Consider the following 23089-nt stretch of genomic DNA (forward strand, 5'->3'; position numbering starts at 1 on the left):
CCCTGTTCCCTGTTCCCTTTTTTTGTAAGTCAATTCAATCCTCTCCTCATACAACTGCATGAAACTACATTCATTGATCTTATTTAGTATCACGGCTACTCTTTTATTATCTCTACCAGTTAAAGCAAATCCTGATAACAACCAGCTTGAGAACCCAAATAGCTGGAGTCAAAATAAATCAAGTGTACAATTGCCGGAAATTAAATTTATTCCTCCAGATTCTGTCAGCAATACCAGTCCAATAGAGACTCATAACTTCACTGGTATATTTCCTTTGGGAAGAGAAATCTCAGAACTACAAACTCCTATTAAAACATTAATGGCTCGCTACAAGTTTCTTTCTCCTGGTATCTTTTTTATGGACTTGAACACAGGAGATTATTTAAGCATTAATGGCGATAAATCTTTTGCGGCTGCTAGTACAATTAAATATCCAATTTTGGTTGCTTTATTTCAGCAAGTAGATGCTGGAAAAATTCAATTAGATGAAACATTGGTTATGGGGAAAAAACATATTGCTGGTGGTTCGGGAAATATGCAGTATGGGCGGTTAGGAAGTAAGTTTAGTCTCTTAGAAACTGCAACTAGGATGATGACTATTAGCGATAACACCGCCACAAATATGATCATAGAGCGTTTGGGTGGAATTACTCAATTAAATCAAAAATTTCGCAGTTGGGGATTGCAAAATACTGTGATGCGAAATCGCCTGGGAGATTTTCAAGGAACTAATAAAACCAGTGCTAAAGATTTGGTAAAACTATCAGCTTTAATGGAAAATAATCAGTTACTTTCCAATACAAGTCAATTACAAGTAATAGGTATTATGAATGGTTGTCATAATAGAAGTTTATTACCTTCTGGTTTAGGTTCTGGTGCTAAGATAGCGCACAAAACAGGGACACTCAGGTTTATATTAGGAGATGCGGGTATTATTGAAACGCCATCAGGTAAGCGTTATTTAGCAGGAGTTTTTGTGCAAAGACCAAATAATGATCCTAGAGGAACAGATTTTATTCGTCAAGTTTCTCAGGTAGTATATGGTTATTTTGACCAAGCAAAAGTAAGTAACCAAGTAAGATTATAGACAAGTACCACAGGGCGTAAATAAACCAATCATTTTCAATCACTAAAAAGATGATGATCATTAACTTACCCCCCAGTGTACTAGGAGTGAATTATATTCTAAGCAAAGACAAACTGTTTAGGATCTGTCAAATTCAAACTACTAGCTTGAATCCCAGTGAGAGTCGCTAAAGTTTGATTATTGAAGACAATCGCAGTATCTCCACCAACTTGATTTAACTTGAGTGTAGATGAGGTAATGCCGGTAATGGACTATATTCTACCCAATTTAATTACCGCAAAACCTATATTCCCAAAGAGGCTTATCTGTTAGTTAAAGCTGAACAGGCGTTTTTATTAATTGGGGAAATGAAAAAGACGGCATTTGTGGGGTTGACGATCGCCTATGATTTTTTTGATGCTGAAGTTGAGGAAGAAGAAGACGATGAACTAAATTTTTCTATGTTTTAATGATCAGGAGTATAAATTATGGATACTATTCTACACTTAGAACATCAAGGTAAAACCGCCCGCCTATCCTTGCAATCGTTGCCACGCCGCCGTCCCAAACCAGTAATTCAGCAAAAAACTCAGGTAGGGGCAATTACGCCTTATAAACTGATCAATGGCATTAATGCGATGATCGATCCGTTTCAGGCTCAACCGTCAGATTTTATCGCTCTTGACCCAGAATTAAAATTGGAGGGAGCAGGACAAATATTGGAAACAGAGATGATTTCCACCGCTTATTACAATTCTAGTAATTGCCTGGATGGACTCAAACCCGTCACTGACTTTAAATTTGTTGATATTATTTACGATCAGCAAGGACAAGAAAAAGAACGCCGCCCCCATCTGATTCGTAAATCCAATCTCAACGATCACCTTCCTATTAAAACAGGTAAACGTCTCCCTATTACCCAAGCATTTACGGACTTTGTGTTCCGGTATACCTATCAAATCGTCCATGAAGACAGCGTGACAATGGAATTTTTATTTAATATCGCCCAAGAACTTCATCAAAACCAGGAAGTAGCCGTGGTGGGGGCTGGTACTAAAGGTAATCAACCACTGGTGATTCGGGAAAAGGGTAGTCCCTATCGCGGATTTTTGTATGGTGAAATTGGTCAGGGTGAAAACGAAGGTAAGTATAAATTATTGCTACTGTTGAGCGATCGTGAACTAAAAATCGTGGACGAATAAACTAGGGAGGCATCTATGCTCGACACCTATATTGATATTTCTAAATTAGTTCCCAAAACTGGTAATTATCAGATTGCTACTGGTAGTGCACCTGAGTTCGATGTAAATAAAAAGTCTAAAAGTACGTAACAGCAACAGTTCTGTCAATAAGTATTGGTTATTGAGAATTAAAGCCCACGCCAAAAAGTTCTCAAAAAATTAATTTTTTGAAATGTATTTACTATTAGGTAATATTGATATTTAATTGGTAATTAAGCTAATAAAACTGGTAAGGTTTCAATTTCATTTTCATCAAATCTTAAAGAAGGTTTTTTAGGTTGCCAAGTATAAGCTATTATTGCAGCAACAACATTAACCATGAAATTAGTAACACTTCGATGTCGAGAATGAGCAAGTTGTGAAATATTTTTGAGTTGGTCATTAACAGTTTCAATTAAAGAGCGTTTTCGGAGCATTAATTTCTCCTCCAGGGACAAGAGCTTATTCCGCATATTTTTCTTGAAAGGAGTGATTAATTTGAGTCCATTAGACCAAAGTTCAAGCCAGAGTTTTTGAGAAATATATCCTTTGTCTCCAAATATTTTCCCAAATAAGTTCTTAGTCAAAGTGGGAACAGGTTTTCGGTCATCTGTATTTCCAGGAGTAATTTGAAACGCAAGTAACTCTCCTTGATCATTAATAATCAAATGAAGTTTAAACCCAAAATACCAACAAATAGAACTTTTCCCCCAGCCAGCTAAATCTTTAAAGACCTTATTTGTCTTGGCTCTTTTAGAATGACAAATGGGAATAGAGGTACTATCAATAAAACTTATACCTGTATTGAGTCCTTTTCGTGTATTCAGATAATACATCAAGGGAATTAAAGCATTTGGCATTAATTCAACAAATCTTTGATAACTCACTAAATTGGGAAATTCACCTTGGCAATATTTGAAGATATGTTTCAGGTAATAATCTTTAAAATTGCGGTAACTAGAGCGATGAAAATACACAATTATTGTCATAATTTCACTTAGACATAATCGGCTGGGTCTAATTCTTTTTTTTATTTGGGATGGGATAAGTTGAGCTTGAAATATTGGCTCAAAATAGGTACAAAAATCATCAATTTCACAGAAAATAGTTTCTAATTCCATGAGTTATAATCATTAATTTTCTTTAATTAAACCTCTTCTATTGTCCCTAATCTGAGGTACTTTGAGTTTGTATTCAAATAGTATTCGTAATATAAATTTAGATTTTGTTATGAAAATTTACTTAAATCTAGGCTGGTTTCCTATTAATTCTCAATAATTAAGGCTTATTGAGAATATAGGCTCTTTCCAGAAAAGCCTCTAACCCTTTTGAATACTCATTTTTAGCTGGTTTTCTTACATCGAACTCAGGTGGTAGTGCAGTTAGGGACTTAACTCTGCTGGAAATCGCTAGTCAATACGAAACCCAAGTTAGTCGCAAAATGATCGCATTGACTCAAAACAAACTGGGTAAACGATTTGGCACCACCGAACTAGTATTGCAAACTACCAAAGTTGATGGTGAAGGGGTTTTTATTTATTTTGAACGCTCTAAAAATGTCTGCTTTTGCTTTAATGCTCCCTCTGGACGGGTGCGGATTAATTTCCCTGCCCTTGATGCCTTAGAAGGAGTTTTACGCCAATCCACTGTCCAAAAAGGATTGTTTAGAGCCGAACTGTATTTACAGGAACAAATCCATGACCGCCGTGCCACCATTGGGGATGTGTTAAGGATTTCCTTTAGTGAAGATGCTGGGGCGATAGATAAACTCAAACTAGCTATGTTAGATGTGATCATGCTCGATGGCAAAGACCTACGCGCCAATCAATCACAATTTGAGCAGACTTGGAATTTATTGGGAGAACTATTTGGTAGTGACCCCACAGCCCCATATCATCGCCCATCAGGGGCAATTGTGCCGGAAGATCAACTTTTGCGCCTATTTGCCGAAAAGATCGCTGCTGGGGAAGAGGGCATGGTGATACGGCGATTGCAACGGGCAGAAACCTATAAAATTAAGCCCCGTCTGTCCTTAGATGCGGTGGTAATTGGCTATGTAGCCGGAGAATTTGAAGGAATGTATGGTGTGACTTCCTTGCTGGTGGCAATGAACTATCCCAAAACCGACGACAGCAAAACCTACTGGCAAACCCTAGTTCGCATTGGTTCTGGCCTCAGCGATGAGCAGAGGTTACAATTTCTGAATCTGTTTAGTGCCATCCATGTGGAAAATCCCCTGACCATGACCGACAGTGATGGCAGAACAATCCAATTTGTCAAACCTGAATATGTTGTCGAACTGAGTGGTGAAGATTTGCTAACCATTGTAACTGGAAGCAATCGCCCCAATCTCACTCAACTAATGGCATGGGATGGCAGTGATTATCAATTTTTAGGATTATACCCCTGTCCCCGTCCTACCTTTGCTACCTTCACCCAACTGCGCCTTGATAAACAAGTACAAAATGGTGGTGCTAGATTAGAGCAGATTATCAACAGTCCCCAGTTACCCCAATTACAAGCTATCGCGCCAACCGAAACCAAAATTCTGCGGCGGGAAGTTTACACCAAAGGTACAGACATGGTTCGTAAATTAGTGGTAGTAGAAAACAGTGGTGAGCAAACCATACCCTATCTAGTCTACTGGACAGATTTTTCTTCTAAGCGCAAAGAACCGTTAAAAGTATCTGTTTCCTATGCTTTATCCTCCACCCGCGCCCAAGAACTAGCCGAGCAGCTAATTACAGAAAATATAGTCAGAGGTTGGAAATCTGTTAATTAATAACCATCATGGGCTTAACGCATTGCGCTAAACCCAGATGAGCTAATTAAATTCTAAGCAAGAACAAACTGTTTAGGATCGTAGGAAATACCTTCAATCCCAATATTACCAATGGTCGTACCTAGTTTTACAGTTTGGGCGTTGCCTTTAGTAAGCGTTAGATAGATCAATCAACATTATTGAAAGCCATAAAATTTTCCTTCGCCTAAGTATTAGACTTAGACATCTCCAGAAGTGTTTTTTTACAAACAATCTCAAAATATAGATAAAAATCTATATGATGTATTAGATACAATGAATCGTTTTGGTTTAGGAATGGTTTAGATAAGATTATAAGAAGATTAAACTTGGAACTAAATCAAAAAAATAGGGACAATTCATGAATTGCCCCTACTATACTTGAGAAGGTCATAACTTGCGTTTTTACGTCCATATATCCCCTTTAGGCAAAAGCTCAAATTGTGACCTTGTAAAGTATAAAAAAATTTTCCAATACATCTTCTTAAAAATTTTCATCATCTCCGTTTAGTATAAGCAAGAAAATATAATCTTAAATTAGATTGCATTAGAATATATTTTAATTAATATGTATAAGCAAAAATTTCCCAGTATTATGGCGATCGCTCCCCTCGCCGCAGGCATCGGGTTTCATATCCCTGATAAGACCGAAGGAATAGAAATAGCACTCTGTAGAAATCACCTTTCTATTGTTATAATTATTGAGAATAATACTTTGTTAGGAACTAAATTTAACTTATTATGTTAAAATAATTGTGTCTGTTATCCAAAGGATAAAGTATGACCACAACAATTTCCACACATATACAATCAACACTATATGAAACAGATCATTATCTGTGGATAGAAAACACACTCAAACAGCTAGAAAACAGAGATATTAATAATTTAGATTGGCAGCATTTAGCAGAAGAGATTGAAGCATTGGGAATAGAACAAAGACGCAAAGTAGAAAGTTATTTGAAGCAGTTATTAATCCATCTTCTGCTTTGTTGTTATTGGGAAACTGAAAAAGAAACCTGTCAACGAGGTTGGCAAATTGAAATCTCTAACTTCCGTGACGAATTGGAATTTTCTTTTCGCTCCAAAACACTTTACAACTATTTCCTGAGTTGTTTAGAACAGGTTTATACTAAAGCTAGAAGACAAGCAATTCAAAAGACAGGTTTACCTGGTGAGATTTTTCCAAAGCAATGTCCTTTTAGTCTTGAAGATATTCTTAATAATGAATATTTCCCCTAATTTTTTTAGAGGTTGTTTGAAAACTTTTTCGTGTAGGATCTGACACCCGCAGATCCCCCTAAATCCCCCTTGAAAAGCGGGACTTTGAGGAATTTAGCCCCCCTTTGTAAGTAACTGTTCACACCCCCCAGGAAAAAGGGATGAAGAGGCAACAGGAATAGGGAGATGTTTTATACTAGAGATATCAAGAAGGCGTAAGCGTTGCGCGACCTAGGAATCGCCTAGCGTGGAAAATTAAGAGGTGACAGGAATGGGGGGATGTTTGATACCCCGACGAGCAAGAGTGAGAACTTGAGCTACATAAGTCCAAGGGTCGATTTTTCGCAACCGACAGGTTTGCACAACACTCAAAATAGAGCAATAAGCTAAACTACCCTCAGTGGTACGAGTCCCATAGCTAATCCGTCGGGAAATGACAGCATGTCGTAAAGCCCGTTCTGCCCTTGGTTTGATGTCCACATTCACAAGTCGCTTGATAGTCATGATGAAGAACGCAAACCACTTCAATTCCTGAATCTCGCTTCTCTAATTCCAAAACGTAATAGCCCATGTATGGCTTGATGGCTGGGTCTATTTCTAAGCTCTGATTACATGATGCACAGTTTTCAGGATGATCCGGTATGATTTGAGTCGCAACTAAGGGTGTACTTCGCCACATCCCCTTAGCACCTACCTGCTTTCCCGGTGGTTTCTTCCCAAATCCAAGACTTGTTGATCTTTGTTATAAATTACTTCCCAGTGAGTTTGAGTGTAAAGAATATTTTCACCAATTGATTTTGCTGCTTCCGCATGATTTAAAAGGCCCAGTATATCAGCAGTTAAGGTAGTACCCCAACGATTACCTTTTCTTTTCATAGAACTGATACCTAAACCCGCAGATGTAGGATTTTGCCAAATCATTAACCGAATTAATCCATGATCTGCATTTTGATGATAAAGTCGAATTGACTGTAAAGGTGAATTTACCCGATATAGTTGATAAGCTATAGTTGCGGTTAATTCTCCTATTTCTCCAATCCGATAACCAAATTGTTGCCAATATTGAATTGCGGAAATAGCATCTGGGACACCAATACAGACTTCATAGACACTGCTAATTGTTGTATTACTGGTTAAATTCATAATTTATTGAGGTAGGTAGAAAAATTTATGGTAAAACGGAATAATTCGGTTAAATCCATATCTGCAAATGGAGGAAGTTATGAAGCTAAGATAGCAGAAATTGAAACTATTATCACTCGCATTGAGGGAGGTGAATTAGAATTAGCCGATGTATTTACGGAATTTGCGACTGCGGTTGAGTATTTACAAGAATGTGATAGTTTTTTACAGCAGCGACAACAGCAAGTAAATTTGTTAATTGAAACTTTGCAAGATGATGACCAGTAAATAAACGGGAGACAACCGAAATATGCGACAATAAGTAATTGGACAAAAATATTTACAGTCATTGCGAGCGAAGGGAAGCAATCACAAATCTTGGAATTGCTTCATTTCACTTCGTTCCATATGGCTAACGCCACGCAACGCTTACGCAATGACATTGTGTAATTAATTCTGTCTCACTACTTAAAATTATCGTGTATCTCTATTAATTACTGAATACACCTATGCAAAATTAAAAAATCCTAGTAATTATAACCTGAGAATTATTGATAAGTAATTACGTAAAACCTATATCCCGCAAGGAACTCAAGTTCCTTGCTAATAGCGAAAGTCATCTGAAGATGACTAAATACTTGGAAAATTTCTGAGTCCGTTTTAACGGACTTGAGCTATGAGACAGAGAATTTATTCTCTGGCGGGTGTAGAAACCAACAGATAAACCATTTTTAACTTAAGTTAACACCAATGAGCACTACTCAACCCTTACAAATCTATGCGTTGAATTTGAACTTTGGCACAACGCACTAACAGTAATGCCTCTCTAGTTTTTCTCTCCATGCGTGAATCGGCCTGAATGGAAACTGTATAAGTTCCCTCACAAGGCTGCTGACTTAAGTACGTATATAGTGACTCTGATTGATTCTTCAACCGCCGATTCTGAGCGACTCTAATTAATAAATGATGATTTTTACTTGGTACTCTGGCAAATTCTTCAAATATATCGCTTTCTCTATCTCCGATATGAGTCACCATTTTTACATCACACAGACTCAAGCAGGTTTTCGTTTCTTCGGCTGACTTACAGCGATTTCCAATCATATAAGGTACATCTTAGCCCCCTCATCGCTTGCGGGGAGGGGGTTGGGGGTGGGGTTCTTGTTCCGGGTTTGATGACAATTTGCTGTAATCCATTTATAGGATTCTTTCTTTTCTATGGGTAAGTTTTTATATTCTCTTTCATTCTTATCTGCATGGTCTATTTCTCTAGTCCACAGTTGTACTGTACTTAACCCTAACGGGAATCCATTTTCTGCATCTAATATCAGTGTTGGGTGAATGTAAAATCCCACATCTTTGTTATTCCCTACTACTCCTATTCCTTCTGGCTTCAGTCTCCCTATATGTGACTGCAAGTTAATTTCACTCGTATCATTAATTGCTAATATATGTTTTCCATTCACATTTAATGCACAATGCTCTCCCACACTGGCAACTAGTTCTCCTATCCTTACATTCTCATTCTCTAAGAATCTATAATATCCCACTTGTTCGGCTCTATTTTTGCTTATTCTCCGAATATTTACGGTTTGCTGTTGTGCCATTGCTGCATACAGTTTAGCCCCCTTTTTAACCGTCTTGGGTCTCCGAATGCTTTCATCTGATATTTTCCCCGTGAATTAAAATTGGATTTTCCACCTGTGTTTTCCCCTTGCTTTTTTCTCTCTCTACTTTACTTTCTTTTGTGTTTCTTTTGGAAATTTAATCCCTTTTACATCTCCAAACGCTTTCTGGGTAAGGTTGTGTGTACACCGTAGTCCCGCAAGCGAGGATGGGGCTATAATATACTCGATATGATGAGGAAATGCTAATTAATAACTAAATCCTACAAATCTTTTTGGGGAATTGGTTCATGAAACTCGATCATTAATTGCATGGTTTCTACGGCTAAATCACGTAAATCTTGATTGAGATATACAGCACCTTGAGAACCAAACCAACGGTCAAAAATCGCCACATATTTGGGGTTATTGTTCACAAATCCTTGCATAAATTTGACGAGGGAATAATTCACTGCATTGAGGAATTTAGAGTTATTCTCAGGAACCATACAAGCAATTCCTTCTCGTGAATAGGGACGAGGGGGGACTATGGCAAAACTATCTGGATTTTTTGCTGTTTGTAACCATCCCTCTAAAAGAATACTATCGGATGCAAAAGCGTCAATTTTACCCTGTTCCAAAGCTGCAAATGCTTCCGGTCTAGTCTTAAAATATACAAGTTTAGATTGGGGTTGTATTTGCTTGATTGCTTGTTCATTGGTAGTTCCAGCTAACACACCCACACGCTTATTAATCAGGGATTCTGGTGAACCTAAATTGGTTTCCTTTTTAATTAAAATTTGCGTCCCTGTGACACCATAACTAATAGAAAAATCAACTTTTTTATCTCGTTCCCAAGTAAAACTACTGGCATCACAGACAATATCAACTTGTCGGTTAATTATCTTGGGAATCCTTGCTGCTGGGGTAACTGCAACTAATTTAAGTGTAATTTTTTTGCCTAATTCTTTCTCTAATTGCTGTTGGATTAAAGTTAGCATATTCACAGAATAACCAGTCAATTTTCCTTGACTGTCGGAGTAGGCAAATGGTAAAGCATCTTTGCTTGTACCAGCAGTTAATACTCCTGTTCGGGCTACTTTTTCCATCACTGTCTCTGCCTTAGCAACACCGGGTATTAATCCTGATAATATCAAACCGAAGATCACAGGGGCAATATTTTTATATATCTTCGACATAGTAAAAGCAGGTAAATGGGAGAGATTTATTTTGGTACTTACAAACATATTAATCTTGGGGAATCCATAGAATCAAAATGATTAAATTATCTCTATTAAAGACCAAGTTAACAGTTCTAGAAATGATTCTTCACATTAGACCCTGCACAGAATTATGAAACCAATTAATTTATCCGTCTTGATCTGCGTTTATCTGCGTTTATCTGCGGTCAATTATTCTGGAAATCTGATTCTATACAACTTCATTTTAATTTGGTATTGCACAATTATTGATAGTTATATGTCAGGATTTAATTGGAATTGATCGCTTGCAAAGTCATCATCCTTGCTCTATGATATTTTAAAATAATGGTTTATAAACGTGGAAATTAGCTATTTTAGGTAAATTTATGACAGAAATTAAATTTGCTATTGAAGGTGAAGACGCAATTACAGCCACAGAGGAACTTTTGGCAATTGAAGGTATAACTGGGAACTATACCGTAAATTCGGAAGACGTGAAGAAAGAGGCGGTCATTACCACAGTTGCCACTATAGTCGGTTTGGTGGGTGGTGCGATCGCTATTGCTGAACAAATCCGCAAATGGTATCAAGAGTATAAACAAAAACAATCAGGTAAAAAGATTGATAAAGTTCTGATTGTTGGCCGCAATGGTAGACGATTACTGTTAGAAAATGCCACAATTGATGAAATTCGCCAAATTTTAGAATCATAACGTGCAGATTCTTCACCTTGACCTGAAAGCTGTTGCAGGTAATTATGTAGAGTTACGCTACTTTACTGATAATTACAACCAATACGAAAGACGTACACTCCCCTTGAGCGAAATTACCGATTTAATTGAGTTAGCAGAAAGAGATTATTACGTTTCCTCATTTGCTGAAGATTATGCAGTGACTGGGTTACGGCTGTATAACTGGTTAGATGGGACTGACAGATGGTTACAAAAACTCATCAATCAATATCAGCGTCAAGGAATCATTTTAGCCATTGCTACAGCCGAAAAACTCGCCCATTTACCTTGGGAAGTTCTGCACAATGGTAAAACCTTTCTCGTTGAACGGTCAATTATTCCTGTACGGTGGGTATCATCGGACTCTGTAAAAACATTGTCTGTGGAAACAAAACCAGAGAACCGCGCTTTGCAAGTTTTATTTATGGCTACTTCCCCCCAAGGAGTAGAACCTGTATTAGATTTTGAAGCCGAGGAAGCGCGAATTTTGGAAGCGACAGGAAGACAACCTTTAGCTTTGACAGTGGAGGAAAGCGGTTGTTTATCGGAATTGCGCTATTTAGTGGATTATTACGGTGAAGATTATTTTGATATTTTCCATATTACCGGTCATGCGACAATTACCAACGGACAACCGGAATTTATTACCGAAACGGAAACCGGCGAGGCTTATAATGCCAGTGCCGAAGATATCGCTACCGCACTACAATTCCGAATCCCCAAATTGATTTTCCTTTCTGGTTGTCGCACTGGACAAGCTGGTGGTGATGGTGATAATTATGGTTCAGTCCCTTCAATGGCGGAAGAATTACTCAAAGCAGGTGCTAAAGCGGTTTTGGGATGGGGACAAAAAGTTTTAGAAACTGATGCAACGGAAGCAGCAGCCACATTATATAAAGAATTAGCAGCCGGAAAGCAAATCACGGAAGCAGTTGCCAGTACCTATCAAATATTAATCAAAAACCAAGCGCGGGATTGGCATTTATTGCGATTATATGCAGCCGATAGTTTACCAGGAGAATTGGTGACACCATTGCGGACTCTTGGAAGGAAACTAGCACCACCGCTTTCTGTGAGTACGGAATTTTTAGATCCTGCGGGAAAAGTGAAAGTCCCCACTCGTGAGAGTTTTGTTGGTCGTCGTCGTCAGTTGCAAAGTTGTTTAAGGACGCTGACACAATCAAGCGACGAGATAGGGGTATTAATTTATGGCATGGGTGGTTTAGGTAAAAGTAGTTTAGCTGCTAGACTCTGTGACAGACTCCCGAATTTTCAGCGTGTTGTCTTGGTGGGGAGAATTGATGAACCGAGTTTAGTTAGTCGGTTGGTGGACAAGTTGGATGATAACGAACAACGCAAACAGCTACAAAATCCTGATGAGGAATTGAGATTTAGGTTAAAGCGGGTATTTCAGCAATTGTCGGACGCTGGGGAAAAGCCGTTTTTGTTGGTGTTGGATGATTTTGAGGTGAATTTAGAATTGACCTCTCCCCCAACCCCTCTCCTGCAAGGAGAGGGGAGTCTAGTTCCCCCATTCCCTCGCAGGGAAGGGGGGTTAGGGGGGTTAGGTCGTTTGCAACCAATAGCCGCAGAGGTTTTAACAGCTTTAGTTTGGGCGATTCGGGAAACATACAGCAATCATCGGTTAATTCTCACCTGTCGTTATGATTTTGAGTTTAGCCAGTTGCGGTATTTCTATAAACAGCCGTTGGAGGGAATGAGGGGGGCAGATTTAAGAAAAAAGTGTAGTCGTCTTGTGGCTTTTGGGGCAAAATCTCAGGTAGATGAGGCGTTGAAATCTCAAGCGCGGAGGTTGGCTGATGGTAATCCCCGGTTGCTGGAATGGTTGGATAAGATTTTGCAAAATGCCACAGTTGACCAAGTTGCAATTCTCAATCGTTTAGAAGTTGATGCGGTGGAGTTGCGAGAACAGGTTTTAGCTGAAGCTTTGCTGCAACAAATGGATCAAACAATGGGGGAAATGTTGTCACAGGGTTTGGTGTTTGAGTTACCAGTCCCCAGGGAAGCATTAACCGCAGTTTGTGAAAATATCCCCAATTTGGCAGATTATATCAATCGGGCGGTGGCATTGGGATTGTTGGAAGTTAGTCCTGATGAGTCGTTGCGAGTACCGAGAATTTTGCCGTTGACGTTATCCACTCATGTAGAAACCTTGCATCAACAAGCGGCTGAGGTGTTGTATCGTCTGTGGTATGAAGAAGCAGAAACTTCTACAGAGGAAGAAGAGCTAGAAATTCATCGGTTAGCCTTATGCGGGAAGATAGATAAGATTGCGGTAAAAATAGCAGGTAGTGTAACTAACTCTTGGTATTGGAATTGTCGATATAGAGAAATAATCAAAGTTTGTCGAGCAACTATAGAAATTGCTCAAAACTATAAAATTTTTCATGAATTAGCCCGCGCTGAAGAAAAACTAGGAGATATTGAAAACTGTGCCATACATTATCAAAAAGCTCTAGACCTGTGTTCTGAAGATGATGAAATCAATTTGTCAGCGATTATTAACAATTTTGCCGTAATGTACCAAACACAGGGAAGACTAGACGAATCATTGAATCTTCATGAACAGTCTCTAGACATTAAGGAACGTGTTGGTGATTTTCAAGGCAAGGCAACAGCACTTCATAATATGGCACGTATTCATATTGATCAGGGACGAACTGATAAAGGTATATCTCTTCTAGAGAAATCGCTGGAAATTTCAGAACGTATTGGATATGTTGTGCAACAAGCAGCTACTATTGCTGAAATGGGAATTCTGCTGAAATATCAAGGCAAATTCTCAGAGGCTTTGGAGAAGTATGAACAAGTCTTAAGAATCAGTAGAGAGATTAATAATGCTGAGTACGAAGCAGGTATTTTGTCGTGTATTGGAGAGATATATAGCGACCAAGGACAATTTGATAAGGCTCTAACTTTTTACCAACAGTCTTTAGAAATTGAGGAAAGCATTGGTAATGCCTATGGTAAAGCCGCGACTTTGCATAAATTAGCTATTATCTACGCCAATACGGGAAAAATAGACGATGCGATCGCCCTCTACCAGCAGTCTTTAGAAATTGATGAAAGCATTGGCAATGCCTACGGTAAATCCGGGACTTTGCACCAATTAGCTGGTATCTACGCCAATACGGGAAAAATAGAGGAAGCGATCGCCCTCTACCAGCAGTCTTTACAAATCAAACAAAGCATTGGGGATGTCCAAGGTCAAGCCGCGACATTGCACCAATTAGCTGGTATCTACGCCAATACGGGAAAAATAGAGGAAGCGATCGCCCTCTACCAGCAGTCTTTACAAATCAATGAAAGCATTGGTAATGTCCAAGGTAAAGCCACGACTTTAGGCCAATTAGCTCGTATCTACACCAACACAGGGCAAATAGAAGAAGCGATCGCCCTCTACCAGCAATCTTTACAAATCAAACAAAGCATTGGGGATGTCCAAGGTCAAGCCGCTACTTTGCACCAATTAGCTGGTATCTACGCCAATACGGGAAAAATAGAGGAAGCGATCACTCTCTTTCACCAGTCTTTAGAAATCAAAGAAAGTATTGGGAATGTCCAAGGTCAAGCGATGACATTATGGTGGTTAGGACATATAGCAAAACAACAAGGAGATTTTGTGACTGCCCTGGAATATTTACAACAGTCTTTAGAGATATTTCAGCATATTCAATCTCCCGATGCTGAGACAGTGAGGGGAATTATTAATGATGTGCAACAAATGGCAAATGGTTAAGGTACTTTCTTAAACTTCCAAATTTTGAAAATGCTGCAACAAACATCAAAACAACAAACTGAATGGGAGTTTGCAGAAATCTGGGTAGATACTTTGATATCTCCTCCTTACATTCTGATGTTAGTCAAAGAACAATCAGGAAAATTCTGTATCCATAACACTGCACAAAACGATAAAATTATCTTTACCAGTGACAATTATGAAGCCGCTAAAATGTGGCTACTAGAGGATGAATATGAGCGATTGAATAATCGTATTTTACAACAAGATGCTGATGATAAAGATTAAAAGAGACGTTGACTAAAACGCCTCCTTGTTTAGGATATGTCTAATCAACCTTAAACCTAGCTAATAATTCCTCACGGGAAAGATTAAGTAATAACTGAGTTCTTTCTGTGGGAGAAAGTTCCATCAACTGACTGATAATAGCAGATAACTCCTCATCTAAATTACCAAAACGCACCGCTAACAAACTCTCGACCATCAAACGTTGTCCGTCTTTTTGTCCTTCCTGTCTTCCTTCCTGTCTTCCTTCCTGTCTTCCTTCCTGTCTTCCTTCCTGTCTTCCTGCTTCTATTCCCTCTTGTTTCCATTCTTCACACTGTTTAAGATACGCAGGTGATAAACTCATAATTAACTCCCTTACCTCTTCATCATTGACATTACTATTCAATTCTAAATTTTTCCGCCAAGATGCGAAAATTCTTACTAGATACTTCCATTTATCGTTCTCTTTTGATAGTTCAACTACTTCGCTGATAGCTTCATTTTGAGTTCTACCTTTTCCTAATACCCTTAACCATAGTGTATCCTCTGTCATGGGTAACTGGTTAATAGCCACAATAGCTGCTTTCTGGTATTTTGGCAGAAAATAAACTCCTTTTTCCCATCCCTCCTTTGTTTTTGCTCCAAACCCTTCCAAGATTCTTTCAGAACAAGTGGGTGTTAAAATCCATAGAAAAGGTAATTCTTCTTCAGAGATAGAACGTTTTTCTCTTTTTGCTTGTCGTAATAATTCACCCTGAACGCTATACAATTTTACCAAACAACTTCTAATTTCTACCTCGTTAGGTGCATTGCGGTAAGGTTCAAAAAGACAGCTTTTAACTGCCATTTTTCCTAATAATCCTAATTCAGAATTTATCGCTGTTGTCGTCGGAACAAACCAAACATCTATTTCCTGAACTTCGCTTTTGACATCTTTACTGGTTTCTACCTTACCTAAAGGTTTTAATAATTCTTCTAGGTATTCTTTAGCCAGTTGGTCGTGCAGTTGTCGTGTCATCATTCCCCGCTGGGTTGTCAGCTTGACTATTCTGGTATTTATTTTAAGATAGTTCTTCCTTATCAAATTTATCATAGCAAATTTCAAATCAATTGTCAAGCATCTAAATACTGTTTTTGCGCGAAAAATCAAAGGTTAATTAACCACTAAATTCGTCAATTCTGCGCTAAGTGCCAAAACAGCATACACTTTTTGTGAATTAACCTCACAAAAGGAGTTGACTGTGACTAAGTTCTTATTCGTAACCGATTTAGATCATACTTTCGTAGGGGATGATCAGGCATTATTATTGTTGAGCGATCGCTTGCAAAGTCACCGCCAACAACATGGGACAAAGATAGTCTACTCTACAGGGCGATAGTGAAGCGCTGCTGCAAGCAGTTCCGTCTATTCCTTACCGAGAACTACAATTTGATACTCTCGTCCTACCCGTCAACTATCTAAAGTTTGATTTTTAAGTAATATGACATATTTAGCTAAAATCCTGCGAAATTATGTAATGCTTAACTAACTTGTTTCCTGCAACCAGACAAGTTTTAAAGGAAGCAGGTCCTGATGTGGGAGCATCAATTGATTCAGTGGGAGGAATTGCGATCGCAGTCTTAAATAACGGTTTGCGTCCTTTCCTTGCTAAGTGGCATCCTCTCTTACAAACATGGGAAGCACAGCGTCCTCCTCATCTGAGTGCGAAAGAACATGAGCGCAATTGGTCTGAAGAAACAAAATTGAGGGCTGAGTTAGAATTACTGAGGAAAGACTTGGAAAAATATGCCAACGCATTAGCGGAAATTGCTGGAGTCAAGGAAAAACAAAAGGAAGTGAACAATGGCTGAATTTGATGTTTTTTTAGCTCACAATAGTATAGATAAGCCTGTACTTAAAGTTATTTATGAAGCACTTAAAAAGCGTGGTATAACCTCGTGGTTAGATGGAGAAGAAATTCGTCCAGGAAGTTTATTTCAAGATGCAATACAAAAAGGAATTCCATTAAGTAAATCAGCCGCTATATTTATTGGAAAAAGTGGATTAGGAATGTGGCAAGGACTGGAATTAAAAGTAATTTTGTCAATGTGTTTAAAACAGAATATACCAGTAATTCCTGTGTTATTGCCAGGAGTGTCCGACTTACCCCCGGATATGCTTTTTTTGAAAGAATTCAATTATATAAATATTTATGACGGTGAGATAGTCAATAAAATTGTCAATAAACGTGTTTTAGATTTATTACAATGGGGCATAAAAGGCCAGAAACCAGAAGATTATTCAGCAGAACAGATAAAGATAAAGCCAGGAAAAATACCGAATAAAGAAAAGTTAGTAGACTTAGTAATTCAAGATATTTATGATAGAAAGGATAATCCCTACGCAGACGCTACAATATGGTTTGATGCTATTGAAAAAATTATTGATGATTTAGTTGATGATTTAGTTGATGCTATTGCAGAAAATAATGATAAAAACAAAAATAAAATATTGCCTCGATTGGGTAAAATTCCTATTTTTACTGCATATAGAAATTCTCAAGAATTACTGATAAATAAATACATTATGAATCAAATTAAAAATAAGCTAGAAAAAAAAGGAAAAAATAAAAACGAAATTGTTAATATAATCCAACAACTATTGTTAAATTAATAAGACACTATGGAAAAACATAAATTTCTGAAAAACAACTATACAGCAGGAAATATTCTCAACTTATTGTTGCAATTATACTCGGAAAAAGATTTTCAATACTGGGATCTATCAGAAATAGATATTTGGGGTGTTGACTTCCGAGACGCTATCTTAACAGGGGTGGATTTTAATGACTCTGACCTGAAGAACTGTATTTTTACTCAACCTTTAGGATGTATTCACTCCATTGCTTTTAATGCTGATGGTAATTATTTTGCTACAGGCGATGCTCATGGATTAATTCGAGTACATAATACAGAAAACTTGGCTCTGTGTTTTTTTGAAAAGGGAGCAGGAAATCAGATTTGGTCAGTGGCTTTTAGTTCAGGGACAAATTCTCAACGATTTGCATTAGCAGCAGAAGATGGTAGCGTTAAGTTGTTCGAGATTGAAAACCTTGCTTCAGGCAAACTCAATTTTAAGGAAACCAACTCATGGCGTGAAACAGGACGTGTATTATCAGTAGCCTTTAGCCTTGATCCTGAAAGCAATATTCTGGCATTTGGAGGAGATGGAAATGCAATAACTTTCTACAAAATTAAAGAGAAAGATACAATACGTTTGCCCATCAGTAATGTGTATTGTATGACTTTTATTGATGACAGAACTCTTTATAGTTGTAGCCAAGAGGGAGATTTTATTGGTTGGGATTTAAGTACACGTAACCCTCAAATATTCTACCAAGAACGTAAGAGGCATGAAAAATTAATACGTTGTATTGCGTTTAATGCAACAAAACAAATTATAGCCACTGGATCTGAAGATGGAAAATTGAAAATTTTCGATACTAACAATAAACAAGACTTACAATTCCAGCTAGTCTATATTGAAAACGGATCTGAAAAAGACTATGAATATACAAAATATATTAGTGAAATACGTACACTAGCATTTAGTTGCGATGGGAGTATTCTTGCAATTGGATGTATTTGTAAGAATCAACCTGATAATAGTGAGCATAAAATTCTACTGTTTGATTTAACTGGAGACAAATGGAAACTGATTAGCACATTGGATAATTCTCTTTCAGAAAACCAAGACCAAAATGGTCATACACATTTGATCAGAAGCATTGCATTTAGTCCTAACACTGATAAACCTCGATTTTTAATAAGCGGTGGTGATGGACGCACTGTCAAACTCTGGGATTGGAATAAAGACCAAAAAAAATGGAACTGTCAAGATAATTTGAGAGGATATGCTAATCGCGTCTGGTCGGTGGTGGTATTTTCTAGTAAAGATAATGAACCAATTTTCGCTTGTGGATGCGAAGATAATAAAATCTATATTTGGAATTACAATGAGCGCACACATATTCCTATTCACACCCTTTCCGAACATACTGATTGGGTTTGGTCAGTAGCTTTCAACTACGATGGAACACTTCTAGCTAGTGGTAGTGAAGATAAGACTATTGGTCTGTGGCAGTTAAATCAACAAGAATGGCATCTTATTAAGCCTTTGGCGGACGATACATCACATGAAACACACCCACTTAACATAACACATACTAAACGCGTTCGATGTGTAGCTTTTCATCCTAAAAAAAATATTTTGGCTAGTGCGGGGAATGATAATAAGGTTATTTTATGGGATTGCAAGAATTTAAATGATTCCAATGATGTAGAAGTAAAAGATCACAAAAAATTGACGAGTCACATTGACCGAGTGTTATCCCTAGCTTTTAGTCCAGATGGTCGTTACTTAGCTAGTAGTAGTCGGGATAAAACTATTAGGCTGATAGAAATTTTAGACAATAACCAGGAGTTAAAACCAGCTAATGAGATAGAGCCGACTGTTCTGGGATCATCAGCAGAGTATCATCAAGACCAAGTTCATAGCATTGCTTTTATTTTCGATAGCAAGCTATTGATTAGTGGAGGTTTTGATAAAAAACTCAAATTATGGGATGTTACTTCTAAAAAATGTATTCACACTTGGGACGAATATCAAAGAATACTTTCTGTTGCGTGTCACCCCACAAAACCAATTGTTGCTAGTGCTGGGCATAATTGCATTATTACACTATGGGATATTAGTGATGATAAAAACCCAAAACGTCTCAAGACACTTAAAGGACATAAACGCGCTGTAGAATCTGTAGTATTTACTCCTGATGGCAAAAGGCTGATTAGTTGTGGACAAGACCAGACTATCAGGTTTTGGGATGTAGAGGTAGATAAAGATGAAAAGAATAAAGAGAATAAGAAGAATAAGAAGAATAAGAAGATTAGTAAAATTAATACTAGTATTCACACCATAGAACTTGGTAAACCGTACCAGGATATGAATATTTCTGGAGTTAAAAATTTAGATGATGCCCAAATATCTGCTTTAAAAGAATTAGGAGCTTCAAGGGATTAAACAAATAAGCTAGTTGAATCAAAAAAACGGAACTAAACTATTAAGTTTTATTCTCCCAAAAATCCAAAATGCCGTAAACCTTCTTCAATTCCTGCCGCAAACTCAGCTTTTGCTAAGTAACGATTTTCGTTTGGGTTTTCGTTGTGCCAATCTAGTAATTCTTGTTTAGCATTGGCGACAATAATACCTTTTTCTTTTCTATTGGCAAAGAGGGCAATATCATTACCAGAGTCCCCACACGCAACGGTTTTGGCTGGTTCTATTTCTAAATATTCGCGGACAAAGGTCATGGCCATACCTTTGTTGGCTTTACGTGGTAGGATGTCTAGGTCTTTGTTATCACTATAAATAACTTGAATATCTAAAGTTTGTTGGAGTAAGGCTTTTTCTAAGTCTGATACTATTTGTAGAGCAGTTTTTTCTTGGAGAAAATAGCTAACTTTAAAAGGTCTTTGCTCACTTTCCGGCTGTGGTTTTAATTGAGTAAAATTGGCAGCTATTTTTACAACTAATTCTCTATCCCAATCTTCAGATAGATTCTCTGACCACTGATTATTAATAATCAATTGATCTTGATGATTATAAGAGTAAATTTCTGTACCTACGGCGCAAATGAGTATATTTGGCTGTAAAAGTGCTATTTGTTTGTGATTTTGTTGTTGTTCTAGTTGCTGATACAGATATAGCGATCGCCCAGTAGAGTAAACAATTTTTGTATTGTGTTGCTGACGATATAGTTCTAATTTGCGATTCAGTCCTTCCATTGCTTGATCATCACCCACGAGAGTGTGATCAAGATCGGTAATAAAAAGAAATTGAGTCACAGTATACTCCTTATATATAGTCGTTTTCAAACCAAATTCGCCTGACTATACCACAACTTGAAACCGAGTTGCAAAAAACTCAACTAAATGTAAAGTTAATTTATAGTAGTGAAATTGACCTTGACATTTTACCCCATACCAGCGATAAAGGTCAAGCAATGCAGTTTTTACGACAGAAGTGGAAATTTGCAGCCGAGCAGACTGTTGTTTGTGGTGATTCAGGTAATGATATAGCTTTATTCGCTGTCGGTCAGGAACGGGGAATCATTGTCGGGAATGCTCGTCCAGAGTTACTCCAATGGTATCATCAGCATCCTGCGGACTACCGTTACCTCGCCCAAAACCGTTGTGCTGCTGGGATTATGGAAGGTTTAAAATATTTTGGTTTTCTAGAATGATTAGCTATCTTAAAGGTATTGTCGCCGGTGTCCAAGCCATTACTCCTAATCGCGTCATCTTGACCTTAGAAGTCAATGGCACAGGTTACGATTTACAAATTCCCCAACGTCTGGCTAACCAGTTAACCTCAACTGGGGATGTGATCCAAATCTTTACCCATTACCAGATTCGGGAAGAAGTACCCATGCTTTACGGTTTTTCTTCTCCTTCCGAACGGGATTTATTTCGCCATTTGCTCAGTGTTAGCGGTATTGGTGCAGCATTAGCGATCGCTCTCTTGGATACAATGGAATTACCAGAGTTAGTCCAAGCCATTGTCGCCGCTAACGTCCAAATGCTCATTCAAGCTCCTGGAGTGGGCAAGAAAACCGCTGAACGCATCTGTTTAGAACTCAAGAGTAAACTGATCGAATGGCGAAAATCAGCGGGCTTCTTTGTGGCTACAGGCGGACCTGCACCAGGAATTTTAGAAGAAGTGCAAATGACTCTTTTCGCCTTGGGATATACTGCCCGTGAGGTTAGTAACGCCCTACACGTAGTTAGCGAAGATATTGGTTTACCCAAAAATGCCTATGTGGAGGATTGGATTAGACAAGCGATCGCTTATCTTAGCAGTAGTGAAGTAGAGTGTTCATAATTCATCATGAATAATAATCCTTATGCTTGGATAAATGAATCTTTAGCCACTATTCATCGGGCTGACTGGTATCGGTCCGTGCAACCGATTCACAGCCAACCCGGTGCAACTGTGGTATTATCTGGGCAAGAGGTTATTAACTTTGCCAGTAATGATTACTTAGGACTAGCAGGAGATGAACGCTTAAAAATAGCCGCCATTACTGCTATTCAACAATTCGGCACTGGTAGTACAGGTTCTAGATTACTCAGTGGGCATCGAGAAATACATAGAGAATTAGAACAGGGAATAGCATCTACTAAGCAAACCGAAGACGCATTAGTATTTAGTTCTGGTTACTTGGCAAATTTAGGGACAATCGCCGCCATAGTCGGCAAAAGAGACTTAATTTTATCTGATCAATATAACCATTCCAGCTTAAAAAAAGGGGCAATTCTCAGCGGTGCAACTGTCATGGAATATCCGCACGGTGGTACTGCAGTACTGCAAGAAAAGTTATGGGAACACAGGAAAAATTTTCGCCGCTGTTTAATTATTACCGATAGCGTCTTTAGCATGGATGGTGATTTATGTCCATTACCCCAACTGCTAGATTTAGCTGAAGAATTTAGTAGTATGCTACTGCTCGATGAAGCTCATGCTACGGGAGTGATGGGAAAAACTGGCGCTGGCTGTGTAGAACATTTTGGGTGTACAGGCAGAGAATTAATTCAAATTGGTACATTAAGTAAAGCTTTGGGAAGTTTAGGCGGATATGTTGCTGGAAGTGGCTCTCTAATTGACTTTTTACGCAATCGCGCCCCCAGTTGGATTTATACTACAGCCCTTTCTCCCGCAGACACAGCAGCAGCAATAGCTGCTATTAAGATAGTGCGAGAAGAACCGGAAAGGCGATCGCAACTTTGGCAAAATGTCAATTATTTAAAACAATTAATTACAGAAAATTTACCTAACTTAAAATTATTCCCCACAGAATCACCAATATTATGTTTTCAATTATCTAATGCAGCAGCCGCATTAACAGCCGGAAAGCATTTGCGAGAATCAGGAATTTTTGCGCCAGCCATTCGTCCCCCCACAGTTAGCACCAGCCGGATTAGAATATCTGTAATGGCTACCCATGAGTTAGGACATCTTCAGAAATTGGTAGAAGTGATTAAACGCATAGAAGGGTAAT

The 23089-nt window shown here is 38.2% G+C and carries 19 protein-coding genes and 5 pseudogenes; 16 read left to right on the forward strand and 8 right to left on the reverse strand.

Annotated elements, in window-relative coordinates:
• Positions 1 to 58 precede the first annotated feature (58 nt).
• Positions 59 to 1087 (forward strand): serine hydrolase, encoded by a 1029-nt coding sequence (locus HEQ36_RS14985; RefSeq protein ID WP_053540546.1) that lies wholly within the window; start codon positions 59 to 61, stop codon positions 1085 to 1087.
• 467 nt (positions 1088 to 1554) lie between these two features.
• A complete protein-coding gene (locus HEQ36_RS14990) occupies positions 1555 to 2268 on the forward strand; it encodes a hypothetical protein (RefSeq protein WP_168634728.1) in 714 nt (237 codons plus the stop codon).
• Positions 2269 to 2519: 251 nt separating this feature from the next.
• On the opposite strand, the gene HEQ36_RS14995 is transcribed toward HEQ36_RS14990, so the two are convergent.
• Positions 2520 to 3407, reverse strand: a complete 888-nt coding sequence (locus HEQ36_RS14995) for an IS982 family transposase (protein ID WP_168634808.1) — start codon at positions 3405 to 3407, stop codon at positions 2520 to 2522.
• Positions 3408 to 3727: 320 nt separating this feature from the next.
• Between HEQ36_RS14995 and HEQ36_RS15000 the strand changes: the two genes are divergently transcribed.
• From HEQ36_RS15000 to HEQ36_RS15010, 3 genes are all read left to right on the forward strand, one after another.
• Positions 3728 to 5068, forward strand: coding sequence for a hypothetical protein (locus tag HEQ36_RS15000; protein ID WP_168634730.1), 1341 nt, complete (start codon positions 3728 to 3730; stop codon positions 5066 to 5068).
• Between the two features lie 586 nt (positions 5069 to 5654).
• Positions 5655 to 5834: a hypothetical protein gene (locus HEQ36_RS15005; protein WP_168634731.1), complete on the forward strand. Its 180-nt coding sequence runs from the start codon at positions 5655 to 5657 to the stop codon at positions 5832 to 5834.
• A gap of 32 nt (positions 5835 to 5866) precedes the next feature.
• Positions 5867 to 6328, forward strand: a complete 462-nt coding sequence (locus HEQ36_RS15010) for a DUF29 domain-containing protein (RefSeq protein WP_168634732.1) — start codon at positions 5867 to 5869, stop codon at positions 6326 to 6328.
• Between the two features lie 234 nt (positions 6329 to 6562).
• Here HEQ36_RS15010 and HEQ36_RS15015 read toward each other — a convergent pair whose 3' ends face one another.
• Together HEQ36_RS15015 and HEQ36_RS15020 are read right to left on the reverse strand one after the other, a co-directional pair.
• The gene (locus tag HEQ36_RS15015; RefSeq protein WP_053540543.1) at positions 6563 to 6811 is read right to left on the reverse strand and encodes a hypothetical protein; all 249 of its coding nucleotides are present in this window, start codon (positions 6809 to 6811) and stop codon (positions 6563 to 6565) included.
• A 225-nt stretch (positions 6812 to 7036) separates the two neighbouring features.
• A pseudogene (locus tag HEQ36_RS15020) lies at positions 7037 to 7450 on the reverse strand (VOC family protein); the annotation flags it as partial.
• 27 nt (positions 7451 to 7477) lie between these two features.
• Here HEQ36_RS15020 and xseB point away from each other — a divergent pair.
• Positions 7478 to 7717, forward strand: a complete 240-nt coding sequence (xseB, locus tag HEQ36_RS15025) for an exodeoxyribonuclease VII small subunit (protein ID WP_053540542.1) — start codon at positions 7478 to 7480, stop codon at positions 7715 to 7717.
• A 480-nt stretch (positions 7718 to 8197) separates the two neighbouring features.
• Here xseB and HEQ36_RS15030 read toward each other — a convergent pair whose 3' ends face one another.
• The 3 genes and pseudogenes from HEQ36_RS15030 to HEQ36_RS15040 form a co-directional block, all read right to left on the reverse strand.
• A complete protein-coding gene (locus HEQ36_RS15030) occupies positions 8198 to 8533 on the reverse strand; it encodes a hypothetical protein (protein ID WP_168634733.1) in 336 nt (111 codons plus the stop codon).
• Positions 8534 to 8622: 89 nt separating this feature from the next.
• Positions 8623 to 9036 (reverse strand): annotated as a pseudogene (locus tag HEQ36_RS15035) (IS4 family transposase); the annotation flags it as partial.
• A gap of 281 nt (positions 9037 to 9317) precedes the next feature.
• Complete coding sequence (locus HEQ36_RS15040; RefSeq protein WP_233455354.1) at positions 9318 to 10232, reverse strand: amino acid ABC transporter substrate-binding protein; 915 nt, start codon at positions 10230 to 10232, stop codon at positions 9318 to 9320.
• A 389-nt stretch (positions 10233 to 10621) separates the two neighbouring features.
• Here HEQ36_RS15040 and HEQ36_RS15045 point away from each other — a divergent pair, with 389 nt between their 5' ends.
• Genes HEQ36_RS15045 through HEQ36_RS15055 form a run of 3 tightly spaced genes read left to right on the forward strand, consistent with a single transcriptional unit; the run spans position 10622 to position 15014 of the window.
• On the forward strand, positions 10622 to 10948 hold the full coding sequence (locus HEQ36_RS15045; RefSeq protein ID WP_205748373.1) for a hypothetical protein: 327 nt from the start codon (positions 10622 to 10624) through the stop codon (positions 10946 to 10948).
• Between the two features lies 1 nt (position 10949).
• Complete coding sequence (locus HEQ36_RS15050; RefSeq protein ID WP_290707985.1) at positions 10950 to 14726, forward strand: tetratricopeptide repeat protein; 3777 nt, start codon at positions 10950 to 10952, stop codon at positions 14724 to 14726.
• 30 nt (positions 14727 to 14756) lie between these two features.
• Positions 14757 to 15014, forward strand: coding sequence for a hypothetical protein (locus tag HEQ36_RS15055; protein WP_168634735.1), 258 nt, complete (start codon positions 14757 to 14759; stop codon positions 15012 to 15014).
• Between the two features lie 40 nt (positions 15015 to 15054).
• On the opposite strand, the gene HEQ36_RS15060 is transcribed toward HEQ36_RS15055, so the two are convergent.
• Complete coding sequence (locus tag HEQ36_RS15060; RefSeq protein WP_168632220.1) at positions 15055 to 16011, reverse strand: hypothetical protein; 957 nt, start codon at positions 16009 to 16011, stop codon at positions 15055 to 15057.
• A gap of 223 nt (positions 16012 to 16234) precedes the next feature.
• Here HEQ36_RS15060 and HEQ36_RS15065 point away from each other — a divergent pair.
• The 4 genes and pseudogenes from HEQ36_RS15065 to HEQ36_RS15080 form a co-directional block, all read left to right on the forward strand.
• Positions 16235 to 16369: pseudogene (locus HEQ36_RS15065) on the forward strand (HAD family hydrolase); the annotation flags it as partial.
• 151 nt (positions 16370 to 16520) lie between these two features.
• Positions 16521 to 16844, forward strand: a pseudogene (locus HEQ36_RS15070) (hypothetical protein); the annotation flags it as partial.
• Positions 16837 to 17646: a toll/interleukin-1 receptor domain-containing protein gene (locus HEQ36_RS15075; protein WP_168634736.1), complete on the forward strand. Its 810-nt coding sequence runs from the start codon at positions 16837 to 16839 to the stop codon at positions 17644 to 17646. The pseudogene HEQ36_RS15070 and the gene HEQ36_RS15075, both read left to right, overlap by 8 nt.
• A gap of 9 nt (positions 17647 to 17655) precedes the next feature.
• Positions 17656 to 20052 carry a WD40 repeat domain-containing protein gene (locus HEQ36_RS15080; RefSeq protein ID WP_168634737.1) on the forward strand — a complete coding sequence of 799 codons (2397 nt, stop codon included), beginning with the start codon at positions 17656 to 17658 and terminating at the stop codon, positions 20050 to 20052.
• A 47-nt stretch (positions 20053 to 20099) separates the two neighbouring features.
• Here HEQ36_RS15080 and HEQ36_RS15085 read toward each other — a convergent pair whose 3' ends face one another.
• On the reverse strand, positions 20100 to 20876 hold the full coding sequence (locus tag HEQ36_RS15085; protein ID WP_168634738.1) for a sucrose-phosphate phosphatase: 777 nt from the start codon (positions 20874 to 20876) through the stop codon (positions 20100 to 20102).
• 47 nt (positions 20877 to 20923) lie between these two features.
• Here HEQ36_RS15085 and HEQ36_RS15090 point away from each other — a divergent pair.
• From HEQ36_RS15090 to bioF, 3 genes and pseudogenes are all read left to right on the forward strand, one after another.
• Positions 20924 to 21274: pseudogene (locus HEQ36_RS15090) on the forward strand (HAD-IIB family hydrolase); the annotation flags it as partial.
• The gene (gene ruvA / locus HEQ36_RS15095) at positions 21271 to 21912 is read left to right on the forward strand and encodes a Holliday junction branch migration protein RuvA (protein ID WP_168634739.1); all 642 of its coding nucleotides are present in this window, start codon (positions 21271 to 21273) and stop codon (positions 21910 to 21912) included. The pseudogene HEQ36_RS15090 and the gene ruvA, both read left to right, overlap by 4 nt.
• A gap of 6 nt (positions 21913 to 21918) precedes the next feature.
• On the forward strand, positions 21919 to 23088 hold the full coding sequence (gene bioF / locus HEQ36_RS15100) for an 8-amino-7-oxononanoate synthase (RefSeq protein ID WP_168634740.1): 1170 nt from the start codon (positions 21919 to 21921) through the stop codon (positions 23086 to 23088).
• The last annotated feature ends 1 nt before the right edge of the window (position 23089 follow it).

It is taken from the genome of Anabaena sp. 54, from assembly GCF_017355725.1.
GTDB lineage: Bacteria > Cyanobacteriota > Cyanobacteriia > Cyanobacteriales > Nostocaceae > Dolichospermum > Dolichospermum heterosporum.